At 40.1% G+C, this 15,537-nt stretch carries 14 protein-coding genes; 12 read left to right on the top strand and 2 right to left on the bottom strand.

Translation table 11 applies throughout. The annotated features are described in order from the left end of the window. Nucleotides 1-6: 6 nt before the first annotated feature. The gene (locus Q0A08_RS07335; protein ID WP_438465856.1) at nt 7-924 is read right to left on the bottom strand and encodes an alpha/beta fold hydrolase; all 918 of its coding nucleotides are present in this window, start codon (nt 922-924) and stop codon (nt 7-9) included. 277 nt (nt 925-1,201) lie between these two features. On the opposite strand from Q0A08_RS07335, the gene Q0A08_RS07330 reads away from it, so the two are divergent. The 5 genes from Q0A08_RS07330 (at nt 1,202) to Q0A08_RS07310 (ending at nt 5,590) form a co-directional block, all read left to right on the top strand. After that, nucleotides 1,202-1,927, top strand: coding sequence for a pyridoxine 5'-phosphate synthase (locus tag Q0A08_RS07330; RefSeq protein WP_438465854.1), 726 nt, complete (start codon nt 1,202-1,204; stop codon nt 1,925-1,927). A gap of 22 nt (nt 1,928-1,949) precedes the next feature. Further along, nucleotides 1,950-2,528, top strand: a complete 579-nt coding sequence (locus Q0A08_RS07325; RefSeq protein ID WP_438465852.1) for a tRNA-uridine aminocarboxypropyltransferase — start codon at nt 1,950-1,952, stop codon at nt 2,526-2,528. A gap of 26 nt (nt 2,529-2,554) precedes the next feature. Next, a complete protein-coding gene (locus Q0A08_RS07320; RefSeq protein ID WP_438465850.1) occupies nt 2,555-2,848 on the top strand; it encodes a DUF1244 domain-containing protein in 294 nt (97 codons plus the stop codon). A 62-nt stretch (nt 2,849-2,910) separates the two neighbouring features. Then, entirely contained in the window at nt 2,911-3,561 is a 651-nt protein-coding gene (locus tag Q0A08_RS07315; RefSeq protein ID WP_438465848.1) for a transglutaminase-like cysteine peptidase, read from the top strand. A gap of 76 nt (nt 3,562-3,637) precedes the next feature. Next, nucleotides 3,638-5,590 carry a bifunctional diguanylate cyclase/phosphodiesterase gene (locus Q0A08_RS07310; protein WP_438465846.1) on the top strand — a complete coding sequence of 651 codons (1,953 nt, stop codon included), beginning with the start codon at nt 3,638-3,640 and terminating at the stop codon, nt 5,588-5,590. A 62-nt stretch (nt 5,591-5,652) separates the two neighbouring features. Here Q0A08_RS07310 and Q0A08_RS07305 read toward each other — a convergent pair whose 3' ends face one another. Next, nucleotides 5,653-6,012: a hypothetical protein gene (locus Q0A08_RS07305; RefSeq protein WP_438465844.1), complete on the bottom strand. Its 360-nt coding sequence runs from the start codon at nt 6,010-6,012 to the stop codon at nt 5,653-5,655. 145 nt (nt 6,013-6,157) lie between these two features. Here Q0A08_RS07305 and Q0A08_RS07300 point away from each other — a divergent pair, with 145 nt between their 5' ends. From Q0A08_RS07300 to Q0A08_RS07270, 7 genes are all read left to right on the top strand, one after another. Continuing rightward, nucleotides 6,158-8,524, top strand: coding sequence for a type I secretion system permease/ATPase (locus Q0A08_RS07300; protein ID WP_438465842.1), 2,367 nt, complete (start codon nt 6,158-6,160; stop codon nt 8,522-8,524). Nucleotides 8,525-8,530: 6 nt separating this feature from the next. After that, the gene (locus Q0A08_RS07295; RefSeq protein ID WP_438465840.1) at nt 8,531-9,859 is read left to right on the top strand and encodes an HlyD family type I secretion periplasmic adaptor subunit; all 1,329 of its coding nucleotides are present in this window, start codon (nt 8,531-8,533) and stop codon (nt 9,857-9,859) included. 108 nt (nt 9,860-9,967) lie between these two features. After that, nucleotides 9,968-10,672 carry a response regulator transcription factor gene (locus tag Q0A08_RS07290; protein WP_438465838.1) on the top strand — a complete coding sequence of 235 codons (705 nt, stop codon included), beginning with the start codon at nt 9,968-9,970 and terminating at the stop codon, nt 10,670-10,672. Between the two features lie 219 nt (nt 10,673-10,891). Next, a complete protein-coding gene (locus tag Q0A08_RS07285) occupies nt 10,892-11,482 on the top strand; it encodes an ANTAR domain-containing response regulator (RefSeq protein WP_438465836.1) in 591 nt (196 codons plus the stop codon). Next, complete coding sequence (locus Q0A08_RS07280; protein ID WP_438465834.1) at nt 11,479-12,681, top strand: ABC transporter substrate-binding protein; 1,203 nt, start codon at nt 11,479-11,481, stop codon at nt 12,679-12,681. Before Q0A08_RS07285 ends, Q0A08_RS07280 begins: the two co-directional genes overlap by 4 nt. 363 nt (nt 12,682-13,044) lie before the next feature. Continuing rightward, nucleotides 13,045-14,448 carry a CmpA/NrtA family ABC transporter substrate-binding protein gene (locus Q0A08_RS07275; protein ID WP_438465832.1) on the top strand — a complete coding sequence of 468 codons (1,404 nt, stop codon included), beginning with the start codon at nt 13,045-13,047 and terminating at the stop codon, nt 14,446-14,448. An 86-nt stretch (nt 14,449-14,534) separates the two neighbouring features. Further along, nucleotides 14,535-15,527 (top strand): ABC transporter permease, encoded by a 993-nt coding sequence (locus tag Q0A08_RS07270; protein WP_438465830.1) that lies wholly within the window; start codon nt 14,535-14,537, stop codon nt 15,525-15,527. The last annotated feature ends 10 nt before the right edge of the window (nt 15,528-15,537 follow it).

The following is a 15,537-nucleotide window of genomic DNA, read 5'->3' as shown; positions in this document are numbered from 1 at the left end:
CTTTGGTTAAAGTAAGGACGTTGGCATTGGTTTACCGGCAATATTAAAAATGGCGGCATTAACATCCTCTTGGTGAGTCATATTAATTATATGTCCAGCGCCTTCAAGCCAAACTGTGCTGAGCTTGGCTTTTGGGAATATTTTTTCTGCCATGGCTGCACTGCCTGGACGTACTAAACCGTCTTCCGTGCCCTGTACTATAGTGATGGGCATGGTAATTTTTGCGAATTGAGATTGCAAGTTGGCTAAGCTAGGAGCGATATCTAAAACCTCAGCATTGGAGTTATACCAAGTGTCAGGAATCATAAAGTTAGGGATAAAAGAAAGTAGATTGTTAAACCATCTTGCTCTTGCCATCACAGGGTCTAAGTCACCCGCAAGCACAACAATCGCTTTAACAAAGTGAGGGTAGTCAGCAGCGAGCTTTGGCACTAAGGAGCCCCCTAAAGAGTGACCGACTAAAATAAGCTTCTCTTGATTGTTATCACGCCATATTTGTTCTAACAAAGGGCCTAAAAGGGCCGACTGGCTGCTTAAACTAGTAGGGAAACGCTTGCCTGGAAAGCTTGATTCACCCCAACCAGGACGATCAATTGAGTTGATTGTAAAGGCGCTAAGTAGGGTTTCATCTTCAAAATAGCGAGAGAAGGTCCCCCAACCTCCCGGTGTGCCATGTACAAATACCAAGCTATCTTTGGTTTCGTTATTCGTGTCAGGGGAGGTGTTGGACACATAATGTAATTGATAACCGGGTAGCTTGAGTGTTTTTTGGTTAATCTGGGTTTGGCTCACTCTTTCTGTAATAAGCTCATTTTTACTGATTTGATCAAGTTGGTCTGTACCTGAACAAGCGGTTAAAACAAATGCAATTAGGCTGGTAAGCGAAAGCTTAATAAAGGTTGGGGTGTGTTTATGTGAGCGCATTAAGATTTATTTCCTACCCTAAGTTTTGATTAGACTGTGACATAAAAAATGCGAAGAAAGTTCACTTCGGTGTGAGATTACTAAATATTTGCTTAATTCAAATAAAATAGATGAGTATTGGAGAATTATTGAACCATTATCAGTTTTAGTCGGTGTTAAAAATTCCTTTTTTAAACAAAAACCTATAAATAAACCAGATTATAAAACAATTGATTGAAAGTCAGGGTATACATTGTCATATAATGATATCAACTCAGTCTCAGTAGATAGAAATAAAATGACTCATTTAAGTGTGAATTTAAATAAAATCGGCCTTTTAAGAAACTCCCGTGGCCGTGATTATCCTAATATGGTTCAAGTTGCTAAAAAGACACTGGATTTAGGTGCCTTTGGTATTACGATTCATCCTCGTCCTGATCAACGTCATGCGACATATCAAGATGCGAGAGACCTAAAAGCATTGTTAGCACAATACCCTGGTAAAGAGCTAAATATAGAAGGCTTTCCTGATCAAGCTTTCTTGGATGTAGTATTAGAAGTCGTGCCTGAGCAATGTACTCTGGTGCCTGATGATCCGAACCAGTTAACCTCAGATCATGGTTGGAATTTAGGCCGTGATTCTGAAATCCTCGTGCCTATTATCAATAAGCTACAAGCCGCTGGCATTCGTGTATGTCTTTTTATGGACCCAGAAGCGGATGCAATGAAAATGGCAAAGGATACTGGTGCTGATCGTGTTGAGCTTTATACTGAAGCCTATGCAAATGCCTATGCTGGTGATGATCATGACAAGGTGCTAGTTCAATATAACGAAGCTGCACAAGCTGCTGTAGATGCTGGTCTTGCAGTAAATGCAGGTCATGATCTTGATTTAGAAAATGTGAAAGCATTATGTGAATCAGGTTTGATTACGGAAGTGTCTATTGGCCATGCGCTAACCGTCGAGTCGCTAGATATGGGCTGGAATAATGTGGTTCAGGCTTATTTAGATCGACTATCCTAACATTAGGTTAATAGTCTAATTTATGGCCCGAGAATATTGTGAAAAGTGTCACTATTTAGTCAAGCAATGTGTTTGTGATTTGATACCAAATTTACCGCAGCCCTTGAAAGTAGTGATATTTCAACATCCGAAAGAAGCCAAACATGCTAAAAATACTATCAAGTTGGTAGAGCAAGTTTGGCCTAGGGTTAAATGTATTATTTTGCCCGAGGATGATATTGATAATACGGATTATTTTGACGCTATTAATAGTAACTGGTGCTTGTTGTACCCAGATGAATCTAGCCAAAAATTGGAGACGTTAACTGAGTCTGCTAAAGCGCAAATAGAAGGTTTGGTGCTTATCGACGCCACGTGGCGTAAAGCCTATAAGCTACTGCGGCTTTATCCTAGACTTCAAGGCTTACCTAAAGTGAGTTTTGCAACCAGTCCGCAAAGTGTCTATGACATTAGAAAAGCGCCTAGTTTAGATGCGTTATCTAGCTTGGAAGCTTTGGCTTATGCTAGTCAATTAATTAGTGGTAAAGAAACGAAACCCTTAGTAGATTTTATGGTCAAAGCTCAAGCGCGGTTATGGCAACAAAGACCTGCAAATGAATAAGTAAACCTTTTTTAATGGAAACGAATATGTCAACTGAACAACAAACAGAAATTGAAGCTGCTGTACTAAGACGTTTGCTAGCTCACCTTGATGAGCGTAAAGATGCACAGAATATCGACTTGATGAACCTTGCAGGTTTTTGTCGTAACTGCTTGAGTAAATGGTATTTAGCTGAGCATGAAGCCCGTGATCTAGACATGGATTATGATAAAGCCCGTGAATTCGTCTATGGCGAACCTTACGAAGATTGGAAGAAAAAGCACCAAGCAAGTGCAACTAAAGAGCAATTAGCGAAATTTGATCAAGTCACAAAAAAGTAATGTTTTTATAGGCTAAAATTACCTCAATGCTTTTTAAATGACTGATAGGATTAGAGCCTTTTATGACTCTAGCTTCACTTAAACGCTATTTTTTGCCGTTGCTAATCGGGGCTCTCAGCCTAGTGATTATTGCTGCGCCAGATAAATATCAAGCTATGTTTGCCTCTGTAGAGGCTAAATATGGTGAGAGGGCGGTGAAGCGCGTGAGAACTTGGCGTGAATTGGTCGATCAAAATAAAGACGCGAGTGAGTTGCAAAAACTGACTCGTGTGAATGACTTTTTTAATCAGATGGATTTTGTCGATGACATTATCCATTGGGGGCAAGAAGACTATTGGGCAACGCCCGTTGAGTTTTTGGGAACCATGGCGGGAGACTGTGAAGACTTCACCATAGCCAAATATTTTACCCTAAGAGAGCTTGGTATCAGTGATGACAAGCTACGTTTAGTCTATGTTAAATCTTTAAGTCTTAATCAACATCATATGGTGTTGGCCTTCTATAACAAGCCCACCTCAGTCCCAGTTTTGCTTGATAATCTAGACAAGCAATTAAAACCTGCATCAAAACGTAGAGACCTTTTACCCATTTATTCATTTAACGCTAAAAACCTGTGGTTATCGAAAGCTAAAGGGCGTGGTGAATTGGTGGGTGGTTCTTCGCGATTAAGTTTATGGACAGATTTGAATAATCGTTTGGAGGACTTCAATTGAAACAAATAACGAAAAAAGAATGGGTATTGGTTTATATGCTTTTCAATGCCGCTAAATTAGACCATGGAGCAGCAAGATGACGTTATTTAGGCAGTTAATGTTCACCATAGTCGTGATCTTTACCTTGATGTTAGTTGTGGTAATGGCGATTAACTTTAATACCACCAAAGAGTATTTGGTTAATCAGTTGGCGTCGACCACTCAAGATTCAGCTAACTCTCTCTCTATGTCTGTTTCTGACTTTATGAGCATGGAAGATTACACCGCCGTTGAGTCTAGTATTTTGGCTGTATTTGATAGTGGTTATGTGGCTGAAGTTAAAATTCATGTTTATGCCAATGATGAGCATATTGTGAGAGCGGAACCAACCCAAATTCAAGGTGTACCAGATTGGTTTATTAATGCCATTGATTTTGATGTACCGACCGCTAATGCCATTATCTCAAATGGTTGGAATGAGCTTGGCCAAGTGTATATCACAGGTAATGCCGGCTATGGTTATTATCAATTGTGGCTAGCCAGTGGTGAATTGCTATTTTGGTTTGGTTTGATTGGCTTTTTAACCCTTGCGGTAGGTGCAGGTACGCTTAAATGGATCTTTAAGCCATTGGTAGCGGTTGAAAAACAAGCTGAAGATATTCAGCAAAGACGTTTTGTTAAGATGCAGGAATTACCAAAAACACGTGAGTTAAAGCGTGTGGTAGAGGCCATGAATAGAATGGCTGAGAAATTAGAGAAAGAGTTTGAATCTGAAGCTGAAACTGCCCAATGGCTACAGGCAAAAGCCTTTAAAGATCCAGTGAGTGGTTTAGGTAACCGTCATTTTTTTGATAGCCAGGCATCGGCGCATTTTGCTGAAACGGATAGAGCAACAGACGGTCTAATTCTGATTAGTCTTATCGACCTTGCTAAGTTAAATAACGAGAGAGGATTCGAAGCGGCTGATGCCTTTATCCGAGCCTCTGCAGACCTTGTTTCTTATAAGTTAGGAGAGTGTGCAAGCAGCAGTACCGTTGCCCGTTTATCTGGGGCGGATTTCATCGTTTTAGTTCATAATATTGACCATGACTCTTTGGTGAAACTGGTAGAGAGTATTATGGCGTCGCTATATAAATTGGTGGCGACTCAGACAACTTACTCTGAGGGTGTGGCCAATATTGGTGCTGTGATTCTTGACGACTCTGTTGAAAAGTCCAAAGCCATGGCGCAAGTGGACAGTGCTTTGCGTTCTGCAAGAAGCATGGGAATTAATCAGGTTAAAGTGTTTGGTTTAGATGATGATAAGCAAGTTGCTATCGGTCGTCTTGCTTGGAAAGAGATGCTTGAGTTTGGTATAGAAAATAAAGCCTTCCGATTACGTAAGCAAAAGGTGGCGCAACTTGAAAACCAGCAGATGTTGTTGCATGAAGAGGTGTTCGCTAGTTTAGAGTATGAAGGTAAACAATATCACGCTGGTTACTTTATTAGTTTGGCTGAGCAATTTGATTTGGGCGAGCAGGTTGACCAAGTGATTATTGAAAAGGTAATCGACTATATCGAGCAAGCAAAAGAGAAAAATTCCCTTACCATAAACTTGTCTGCCTCGGCTTATGTGAAACCTAGTTTTATTAATTGGTTGGATAAAAAGTTAGATACCTTATCTGACCAAGTAAAAGAGCACCTGTGTTTTGAGATTTCAGAGCAGAGTGTTTTGAACACAGAAGATCATGCGATTATTTTGTCTAAAACCTTCAAAAAACATAAGGTTAAGTTTGGTATAGATAACGTCGGTAAACAGTTTTCTGCGTTCCAGTATCTGCAAAACTTAATGCCAGATTATGTCAAAGTTGATGCGTCATATACCCGTATGGCAGTGGGCAACAAATCTGAATCCTTCTTTATGCATACCCTGTGTAAAATGTTTAATTCACTACATATTCAAGTGGTTGCAACTGGGGTAGAAAGTGAAGAGCAATGGGAGATACTTCAGCGCTTTGATATTTATGCTGCTCAAGGTTATGTGCTAGGTAGCGCGGTAGATATGGACTGATTAAAAACCAGACAGTGAGCTGTAAAGAAATGTAATTACGTTCACTGTCTAGTGCGAATCAATTAGATCAAAGAATCATTATTATCAGGGAGATCTGATTCGCCAATAAGGCTGTCTTCGTTACCGGTATGTATGCCACGAACCCATTTACGACTGAGTAGCTTCTTCTGCGCTGCCATAGGTAATTCGGTAAACTGAATTATTCTTTTTTCAGTTAATAAGTTCACCAAATCTTCAAGTACCCGCATCATCTCTGAGTCAGAGGTTTCTAACATGCTTTGGGTATCATGAGTTTTGATTTTCTGCTCTAGTATCTCGATTACGTTTTCATCATGTGGAGACACTAAGGTTTTGTATTCATCAGAAGGTTCTGTTGCCACATCTAAAATATTATTGTTTTCATCTAGTTTGGCATACAACATGACTAATTCCTTGATTTATAGAAAATTTTAACTGAACTGAAAGGTAAACAATTGTATAAAGTCTATTATTTACTGCACTTAAACTCTATTCTAGAGTAATAGTATAAGCAAAAGTAGTTTAGAACTTTAATTTAAGAGGTATTGGATGTCAGATTCGAAGCGCACGACAGATTCCGACTCTTCACAACACCACACTCAAGACATTGCTCCAGCCTCTGATAAAGCCCGTAGTTTAGACGATTCGATCGCAGCAACCAATGATAGAAAGAAACAGGAAGCAGGTTTAAGACAACTCGCTTCAAATTCAGCCGAACCGGTAGAAACGAGTATGACTGAAGATGAAAAGGGTACAACAGAAAATAAAGCACAATGGGATCTAACAGGTCAGGGTGTTGATTATCCTAATCCACTGTTAGATTGCTTAGTGCTACTCAGTAAGTATTTTAATAACCCTTATACAGCGGATGCTGTTCGAGCAGGGCTTCCTATTACTGATGATTTAATGACCCCTGATTTATTTGCTCGGGCTGCTAATCGCATCGGCATCTCATCACGTTTTGTTAAACGCAAAATTGCTAAAATCTCCCACATGGTTCTGCCTGTTGTTCTTTTGCTTGAAGATCAAGATGCCTGTGTCTTATTGGAAATTAATGAGAAAGAGCTAGTGGCCAAGCTGTTTCGTCCAGAGTCTGGCGAAGGTGAAGTTTTTGTTAGTCTTGCTGAATTAGAGCAAAGCTACACAGGTTACTGCTTTTTTGTAAAACCTAAGTTCCGTTTTGATGATAGAGCTCAAGAGAATCAATATTCTAAGAATCACAAACATTGGTTCTGGGGTACGGTGACACGGTCTTGGCGTATATATCGAGATGTCTTTGTTGCCTCTTTATTAATCAATTTGTTCGCTGTTGCAAGTCCATTATTTGTGATGAATGTGTACGACAGAGTGGTGCCAAATAATGCGTTTGATACCCTTTGGGTGTTAGCAGCAGGTGCTGCGGGGGTGTATTTATTTGACTTCTTATTACGCTCCCTGCGAAGTTACTTTATCGACCTTGCGGGTAAAAAATCTGATATTTTAATTTCGGCAAATATTTTTGCTAGGGTGAATGGCATTAAAATGGCCGCTAGGCCTCGTTCTGTGGGGGCGTTTGCGAAAAACCTACAGGACTTTGAAAGTATTCGAGACTTTATCACCTCAGCCAGTATTACTACCTTGGTTGATGTGCCCTTCATGTTTTTGATCATAGGTATCATTTGGTTGATTGGTGGACCCGTCGCCTATATTCCTATGATTACTATTTTCTTGATTATTGCCTATAGCTTGATGATTCAAGTGCCTTTGCGTCGTTCAATTGAAGAAGGGCAGAAAACAGCATCTCAAAAGAATGCTTTGTTAATTGAGAATTTATCTAACGCAGAATCGGTAAAACTTAATAATGCTGAAGGCGTAATGCAGCGCCAGTGGGAAGAATCTGTCGCGAACATTGCTAACTGGGGTGTGAAGACGCGACAATTAGCGCAATCTTGTTCTAACTTTGCCATGGTGACTCAGCAAATGACCACTGTGGTCATGGTGATTATCGGGGTGTATCAGATCTCTGCTGGTGAAATGAGCATGGGAGCATTGATTGCCACAGTCATGCTTACGGGGCGAGCACTTGGACCTATGGCTCAAATTGCTGCTTTGGCAACTCGTTATAATCAGGCAAAAGCGGCCTTTACCTCAATTAATGAAATTATGAGTTCGCCTGTTGAACATTCAGATGACGTGAAATACGTCCACAGGCCAAAGTTCGAAGGCGAGTTCCAGTTTGATACAGTGACCTTTGCTTATCCAGAACAAGAGCAAGCTGCCATAAGTAATGTCAGTTTTACCATTAAAAAAGGTGAAAAGGTGGGCATTATTGGTCGTATTGGCTCAGGTAAATCTACCATAGGTAAGATTATGACGGGTCTGTATGAACCAATGGATGGTGCTGTTCGTATCGATGGGGTGGATGTTAGACAAGTAAACCCAACCGATTTGCGTCGTAACATAGGTGCCGTATCACAAGATGTGAGCCTGTTTTACGGTTCTATTAAGGATAATATCGTACTGGGTGTGCCCTATGTGGAAGATGAAGCAGTCATTCGTGCTGCAAATCTTTCTGGTGTAGCTGAGTTTGCTAACCGTAAACCAAGTGGTTTAGACAGTATGGTAGGTGAGAGAGGTATGCTTTTATCTGGTGGTCAAAGACAAAGTATCGCCATTGCCCGGGCTTTATTATTTGATCCATCCATTCTTATTTTAGATGAGCCTACCGCGTCTATGGATAACACCACAGAAACTCGAATGAAACGTAGGTTACAAGCAGGTATTAAAGACAAAACCTTGATCCTGATTACCCATAAGTCTTCCATGCTAGATATGGTGGATAGATTAATTGTCATGGACAACGGGCGAATGATTGCTGATGGGCCTAAGGCTCAAGTGCATGAAGCGTTACGCCAAGGGAAACTAAAGGTAAGTTAATTAATCATGAAGCAGCCCAATATTTCTCAAGAGGATTTAGCTTATTCCTCAAATTACAACGCAGCATTAATGCTTAAGTCACCCAGAGGTGGCCGTATTATTTTGTGGAGTATTTTCTTATTCGTGATTTTTGGTGGCCTGTGGGCAAACTATACGGAATTAGATGAAGTCACTGTGGGTGAAGGTAAGGTTATTCCGTCAAGCCAAGTACAAATAGTACAAAACCTTGAAGGTGGTATTTTAAAAGAGATTCATATTGATACGGGTGACAATGTAGAGCGTGACCAACTATTGATGACAATTGAAAATACTGCCGCAGTCTCTTCCTTACGTGAACAACAGGCGGAAGGCATAAACTTAGCTGTGCGTGCTGCTAGATTAAGAGCTGAAGCAAATGGCAATGAGCCGAGTTTTGACGCCGATTTAAGAGCTTTATACCCAGAAGTGGTTGATCGTGAGTTACGTTTGTATCAAAACCGCTCTGAATCCTTAAGTACTAACCAATTTGTTTTTGAACAACAGGTTGCTCAAAAGCAACAAGAAATCGTCGAATTAAGTGCTAAATTGGATAACTTAAGAACCAGTTATGAACTTGCTCAAGAAGAGTTGAGTTTAACTCGTCCTGCCTTTGAGCAAGGGGCTGTTTCTAAAGTTGAGCTTTTGCAACTAGAGCGTCAAGTAAACCAAATGGAAGGGGACATGAGGGCGAGCCAACTGGCTTTACCTAGAGCTGAATCTTCATTGGTTGAGGCGAAAACTAAACTATTAGAAAGTAGTGCAAAGTTTCGAGCGGAAGCGCAAGAAGAGTTAACCAAGGTACAAACAACGTTAGATAAGATAAAAGAAGCGAGTGTTTCCTTAGAAGATAAAGTATTAAGAACACAGGTAAGATCGCCTGTGAAAGGGATAGTAAAACAGCTTCAAATTAATACAGTAGGTGGTGTTATTCAGCCCGGTCAAAGTTTGGTTGAGATAGTGCCATTAGAAGATTCTTTGTTAATCGAAGCAAAAATACGTCCTGAAGATATTGGGTTTATCAAACCAGAATTGGTAGCCATTGTTAAGCTGTCTGCTTATGATTTTGCTATTTATGGCGGACTAACTGCCACAGTTGATAATATCAGTGCTGATACCATTATTGATGAAGAGGGGAATAGTTTTTATTTGGTTAAAGTAAGAACCAGTAAGAACTATCTTGGCACGGAAGAGACACATCTTCCTATCATTCCTGGTATGCAGGCAACGGTGGATGTGATCACCGGTAAAAAGAGTCTGTTAGATTATTTATTCAAACCTATCCTAAAAGCCAAGCAAAATGCCTTGAGGGAAAGGTAAGTTACCATTTCATAACAATAATCCTATCTAAGCTATTCATATTGAAACGAAAATTAACACTATTACATTACACGGAAAGTAGAATAAATAACATGTATGGACAATTTGATGGTAGATAAAGAATTGAAAATAGTGTGCTGGAATACCGACCCTGTTGTGATTGCGCATTGGCAAAAAGTTGTTTCAAATCAATATGAGCTCAGCTTTGTAGGTTCATTAAATGAAACACGTGCTTCGCTTTCAGAAACAGTTGAGCCTATCGCATTTTGCTTCATTCATCTTGATGATGAAAACTTTACCTCTATGGTTGAACATGTTGTTACGATTAGGAATCTTTTTCCTGAACTTAAGATCATCGCTTTCCCTAATCAAACGAGTCAAAGTGCTGCATTAAGAATGTTTTCACAAGGTGTTAATGGGCAATGTGCTCCTTTTATTGGTATTGAGCAACTAGCGTTAGTTTTATCTGTTGTTGCAACCGGTGAAATTTGGGGCGGTAAAACCTTTATTGAAAACCTAATTAATGAATCTGCTCGCAAAGCATCCGCTTCTCCAACCACAGAAAACCGTGGTCAAAGACGTGGTGATGATAAGCGCCTTAAAAATGATGCAATTTTAGCTGACCTAAGCCAACGTGAAATGGATGTCGCTAAATTGGTTGGCCAAGGTCTTAACAATAAAAAAATTGCACAAGATTTAGACATTACCGATCGTACGGTTAAAGCTCACCTTACCGCTATTTTCAAAAAACTCGAATTGAAAGATCGACTTTCTGTTGCTCTTTTGGTGCAAAACTCTTCTTATCATAATTAAGCAGTGCATAAAATTCGACTGAGTATCTGCTTTTAATATAAAAATTCCCTCTCAAATACCTTTTAGCTTACTTTTCTTAGATTTTCGCCTCATTTCTGTTCACTTTCTCTAAATGGCTTAACAATTGCATTTTTTGCTGTGAATGAGGTTTATGGCGAATGGTTCTCTTGTTGTTTGCATCAATTTGCACAATGAAGGGCATGCCTAGGAGAAAAGAAAGTGACAGAACTGACTGTAATGCTGATTGATGATGAGCCTGCAAGGGCTGCAATCGTCGAGCAAGCGCTAACAGATAATGGTTATCGAGTAATAAGGCGACTTGAAAACGCCCAAGGCCTGAATCAAGCAGTAATCCGTTATCAACCTGATATTGTCATCATAGATGTTGATAGTCCTGATCGAGATACGTTGGAGAATATGTCTCGTCTTACCAAAGATAACCCTAGACCTATTTTGATGTTTTCAGAGCAAGAGAATGAGCAGCATATGGAGGCGGCGATTAGAGCGGGGGTGAGTGCTTATATTGTTGATGGTCTGCAAACTAATCGAGTTAAACCGATTGTTCAAGTTGCGGTCGCACGTTTTAGAGAATTTCAGGCGCTCAGGAATGAGTTGGAATCTGTTAAAACTCAGCTAGAAGACAGAAAGTTAATTGAAAAGGCGAAAGGCCTAATCATGAAAAGTCAGGGTTGTGATGAAGCGTCTGCATTTAAGGCATTACGTAAGTTGGCAATGGATAGAAGTCAGCGTATGGCAGAAGTCGCGCAAAATGTCATTGCTGTGATGGATTTGATGGGAGAAATAAAGTGATTGAAACAGACAGTAAAGGGCCAAGTAACATGACAGATATTAATATTGGCTTTATTCCTCTTATTGATTGTGCTCCATTTGTTATCGCGAAAGAGAAAGGCTTTTTTGAAGCGCTAGGAGTTAGCGTTAAATTACATAAAGAAGCCTCTTGGGCCAGCATTCGCGATAAAGTTGCGTTTAACTTACTTAATGGTGCTCATATGTTAGCGGCTATGCCAATTGCTGCGACATTGGGTGTGGGCGCCATTAAGTCATCTTTAAAGTCATCCATTAAAGCGCCGATGCAAACAGGCTTTACTGTGAGTCAAAATGGCAATGGTATAACGGTTTCAAATCTCCTTTATCAACAAATGAGTGGTTATGCCAACCATGGTGCTGAAATTCGAAATGGCACAGCATTGCAACGTTTACTAAAGGATAAGTCAGAGCAAAGTATCCGATTTGCCAGTGTATTTCCTTATTCATCACATACTTATCAACTCAGGGATTGGCTTTCAAGAGCGGGCATAGATGCTGATAAAGACGTACAAATATTGGTAATTCCACCCACCAAAATGATTAGCCATCTTATAAACGGTGAGATTGATGGTTATTGTGTGGGAGAGCCATGGAATAGTTTGGCAGTACAACAAGGTGTCGGTCATATGTTAATGACAGGTTATGACCTTTGGGGAAGTACACCAGAAAAAGTATTTGCTGTTAACTCTCAATGGCAAGATGAAAACCAAGACATTCACCTTAAACTCATTAATGCCTTACATCAGGCGTGTGCTTGGGTTGATGACGAAGCTAACCAAGAAGATTTATTAGCTATTTTAGCTAAACCAGATTATCTAGACTGTGACCCAGATGGACTGAGATATGGATTTAATGCCGTCAAACCTGCGGGAGATTTTGCTTGGCCTAAAGAAGCATACCAAACGTTTTCTGGTGCTAAAGTAAACCGCCCTAATCCTGAGTATGCGCTATGGTTAATGTCTCAAATGGTACGTTGGCAAGAGTTAGGTTATCAATTTGAGGTGACAGAAGTCATCAATCAAGTGTGTCGCCAAGATTTGTACTTCAAAGCGCTTGGGCTTGTTGAAGGCGATCACCTTTATGAAAATCCCTCTTTTAACACGAGAAAGTGGTTTGAAAGCTCTTTGGCTGGCGAAACCATCATTCACCCTGATGGTTTGGAGAAGGGGCTTATATACTAACGCTGTATACGTGTGCAACTAGCCGCAATAAAAATCACTTATAGTGCGTTTTGTTACTGAGATGCAGATCAAAGTGACTAAAAAATGGGTCTGAAACTAAACTTTATCATATAAAACAAATGTTTAAGTTTTTTGGCATAACAAGTGCATTATTTATATCAAGAGATTAATTTAATGTTATTAAGAAGTTAACGACGATTTCACAATAACAAACAGTCATCACTGCTTTATTAAAAGCTCAGTATGACACCCGTTAAAGGTGATGGGATTTAAGGCAAAGGCGCCAGTAATACTTAATTTATTTTAGGTATTGCTCGCGCCTTTTTTGTTGTCCAAATTTTAGAAAATAATAGGAAGTAAAGTATGTACAAAGCATCTAGAGTCACACTATCTACTCCCAAAAGCTTTCCATTTAAAGTGATTAAGGCGGCGTTTTTCTCTGCTGTGTTGCTGCCTTCCTTGTCTCTTGCTAGCAGTATTGGAGACCCAGAGAAAGAAGATTTAAAGTTTGGTTTTATCAAGCTAACTGATATGGCTCCTTTGGCAATTGCCTATGAAAAAGGTTACTTCGAGGATGAAGATCTTTATGTCACTTTAGAGGCACAAGCAAACTGGAAAGTTTTGCTTGATAGGGTGATTGATGGCGAACTCGATGGAGCACATATGTTGGCAGGCCAACCTTTAGGTGCAACTTTAGGTTATGGCACACAAGCAGATATTATTACAGCTTTTAGTATGGACCTAAACGGGAATGGCATCACAGTCTCAAACGAGATTTGGCAGCAAATGAAGCAGTACTTAACAAAAGATGCTGCTGGTAAATACCATCATCCTATTAGCGCAAGTGCTTTGAAACCTGTCATTGAAGATTATAAGGCACAAGGTAAGCCATTTAATATGGGGATGGTATTCCCTGTTTCGACTCATAACTATGAGCTTAGGTATTGGTTAGCAGCTGGTGGTGTGAATCCGGGATTTTACGCGCCAGCTAAAGGTGACATTAGTGGACAAATTTCTGCAGATGCACTGTTATCTGTCACGCCACCACCACAAATGCCAGCAACGATGGAAGCGGGAACTATTTATGGTTATAGCGTGGGTGAACCTTGGAATCAGCAAGCCGTATTTAAAGGTATCGGTGTCCCTGTGATAACAGATTATGAAATCTGGAAGAACAACCCAGAGAAGGTGTTTGGGGTAAGTAAAGCTTGGGCTGATGAATATCCAAATACCCATTTACATGTGGTAAAAGCCTTGATTCGTGCTGCGAAGTGGCTTGATGAGAATAATAATGCTAACCGTAAAGAAGCGGTAGAAATTCTATCTCGTAGTGAATATGTTGGGGCCGATTACGATGTGATTGCCAACAGTATGACAGGCACCTTTGAATATGAAAAAGGGGATGTTCGTGAAGTGCCAGACTTCAATGTATTTTTCCGTCATAACGCTACCTATCCTTATTATAGTGATGCTATTTGGTACCTGACTCAAATGCGTCGTTGGGGACAAATTGACAGCTTCAAGCCAGATGCTTGGTACATGGATATGGCGAAAAAAGTTTATCGTCCAGATATTTATGCGCAAGCGGCTCAATCATTAATTGAAGACGGTGTTATGACTGCATCTGACTTCCCTAATTTCAAAACAGAGACAGGCTTTAAGCCAGAGCAAAGTGAATTTATCGATAATGTAAGTTATGACGGACGTTATCCAAACAAATATCTAGAAAGCCTAAAAATCGGACTGAAAGGTTCTCAAACCCCTTAATTTATTTTGAACTAGCCCTCGCCCTTTATTGGGTGGGGGCGAATGTTATGGCACCACCTTATTGAGTTTCTAAAAGTGAGAACCGAATGAATACGTCTCTTTCAAATTCTGAGTCTAAACAAAGTGCATTAATCGCTTTAAAGCGAATTTATGATGCTATATCGATTAAATCTATTTTATTACCCCTGCTTGGTAGCTTATTGTTTGTGGTTTTTTGGCATGTTGGGGCTGCTAAGATTGATACGTCATTAGGCATTTTTCCTGGTCCCAAGGTTGTTTATCAGCAATGGCAAAGCTTGGTAGATGACCATGTGAGAGAAAGGAGTAAGGAAGTTGCTTTTTATGAAAGACAAGAAAAACGTAATGCTAAGAAATTAGCGAAAGATCCAAACTATGTGGCTAAAACGAGACCTTATACAGGTAAGCCAACCTTTTTCGATCAAATAGGTACCAGCTTATATACCGTTGTTGCAGGTTTTGCTCTGGCATCCTTCATAGCTATTCCTTTGGGGATTTTGATTGGTTTAAATTCCTCTATTTACAGTGCATTAAACCCCATTATTCAGATATTTAAACCTGTATCTCCGTTAGCTTGGTTACCTCTTGTGACTATGGTTGTCAGTGCTACTTATGTGAGTGCGGACCCATTATTTTCTAAATCTTTCCTGACCTCCATGTTTACTGTGACCCTATGTTGTATGTGGCCGACCCTCATTAATACCGCTGTGGGTGTTGCTGCCATCGAAAAAGACTTACTCAACGTATCGAAAGTTTTGCGTCTTAACTGGCTAACGCACGTTAGAAAAATTGTAGTGCCTTCTTCCATTCCTATGATGTTTACCGGATTAAGGTTGTCTCTAGGGATTGCTTGGATGGTATTGATTGCCGCTGAGATGCTGGCGCAAAACCCAGGGTTAGGTAAGTTCGTTTGGGATGAATTCCAAAATGGTAGCTCTAACTCGCTAGGTCGAATTATGGTCGCTGTGCTTATGATAGGTTTTATTGGTTTTGTCTTGGATCGCGCCATGCTTTCTCTGCAAAAAATGGTGTCTTGGGATAAGAACCAAGTCCTTAGATAAAAGCCAGGTT

It is taken from the genome of Marinomonas sp. PE14-40, from assembly GCF_051623805.1.
GTDB lineage: Bacteria > Pseudomonadota > Gammaproteobacteria > Pseudomonadales > Marinomonadaceae > Marinomonas.
Note: the sequence above shows the minus strand (reverse complement) of the source record. Positions and strands in the feature narration are given on the sequence as shown.